We start from the raw sequence: 1,523 nt of genomic DNA on the forward strand, positions 1-1,523 counted from the left end.
ACGAACGCGGGGGCGTTACTGGACAGTAACGGGTAACACGGGGTGATGTCAGCCCCCGTTCAGCCGCCGCGCGCCTCGTGCTCCAGGGCGAGGCGCACGGCCGTGCGGCCGATCTCCTCGTGCGGCAGGTGCACGGTGGTCAGGTCGAGGTCGTTGGACGGCGGGAGGTCGTCGAACCCGACCATCGACACGTCGTCCGGCACCTTCAGCCCGTGCTCGGTGAGCGCCTTGTGCGCGCCGCCCGCGATGAGGTCGTTGACGGCGAAGACCGCGGTGAAGTCGCGGGGACCGGCGGCCAGCCGTTCGCGCATCATCCGGTAGCCCTCGTGCCACTCCATCGTGCCCTCGACCTCCAGCGCCGGGTCGTGCGGCACGTGGTGCGCCTCCAGCGCCCGCCGGTAGCCGGCCAACCGGCCGTCGGCGGTGGTGTAACCGGGTCGGCTGCCCAGGCACAGGATCCGCCGGTGGCCCGCCGACAGCAGGTGGCTGGTCGCGGCGAACGCGCCACCGGCGTTGTCGTAGTCCACGACGATCGCGGGCACGTCCGGGCCGAGCGACGGCCGCCCGCACAGCACCAGGCGGGAGCCGATGCCGGACAGGCTGTGCGCGTACTGGCTCATCCGCTCGCGGTAGCGCTCGTCGATCACCACGTTGCCGACCAGGATCACCGCTTCGGTGTGCTGCTCCAGCATGAACTTGACCATGGCCAGCTCGCGCTCCGGATCACCGCCGGTGGTGCCGATCAGGCACAGCCTGCCCTCCGCCGCGGCCTGCGTCTCGACGCCCTGCGCGACGTGCGCGTAGTGCGGCGAGATCACCGAGTTCAGCGCCATGGCGACGCTCTTGCTCGACGCGCCGGCCAGCGCCCTGGCGTGGGCGTTGGCCACGTAGTCCAGTTCCTCGACCGCGCGCAGCACGCGCTTGCGGGTGGCGGGCGACGCCGGGTAGCTGCCGGTCAGGATCCGGGACACGGTGGCGACCGACACCCCGGCCCGGTCGGCCACCTCGCGGATCGTGGACCGCCGGCGGCCCTCCGCGGGCTCGCTCGCCTTGCGCACCATCTCCACCCCGTCCGGTGCAACGTTTCCGGGAAACGGTTACAGAAACCGCCTGCCGCAGGGTATCAACCCGCCGGCCACCGCACCGGCGTGCCGCCACCGACGGGGTGTCGCGCGTAACCGGGTTCGGCGCCCAGCGCCAGCTCGACCCGTTCCCCGCCGGGGAACACCACCGTCACCCGCTCGCCGTCCACGGCGACCTCGAACGCCTCACCGAGCGCGTCGGGCTCGACGCGGTCACCGGTGAGCACGACCAACGAGACGTGCACGGCACTGCCGCCGGGGTGCTCCGTCGCGGTCAGGTACGGGGTGGCCGAGCACACCCCGAAGGCGTTGGCGTCCACCGCGGTGTCCACTGCGGCGTCACGGAAGCCGTGCAGCCCGAGCACCACGCTGACCAACCCGTCCGGCCGGCCCGCCGACGCCCACCGCGAACCGCTGCGGACGACCGGCGGACGTGCGCCG

Annotated in this window: 2 protein-coding genes; both read right to left on the reverse strand. The window is 72.9% G+C overall.

Translation table 11 applies throughout. The annotated features are described in order from the left end of the window. Positions 1 to 59: 59 nt before the first annotated feature. Positions 60 to 1,061, reverse strand: a complete 1,002-nt coding sequence (locus AB0G02_RS39650; protein WP_360805518.1) for a LacI family DNA-binding transcriptional regulator — start codon at positions 1,059 to 1,061, stop codon at positions 60 to 62. A 62-nt stretch (positions 1,062 to 1,123) separates the two neighbouring features. After that, positions 1,124 to 1,523 (reverse strand): hypothetical protein (locus AB0G02_RS39655; protein ID WP_360805521.1); only part of this gene is annotated, 400 nt, incomplete at its 5' end.

Source organism: Actinosynnema sp. NPDC023658, from assembly GCF_040639995.1.
Taxonomy (GTDB): Bacteria; Actinomycetota; Actinomycetes; order Mycobacteriales; family Pseudonocardiaceae; genus Actinosynnema.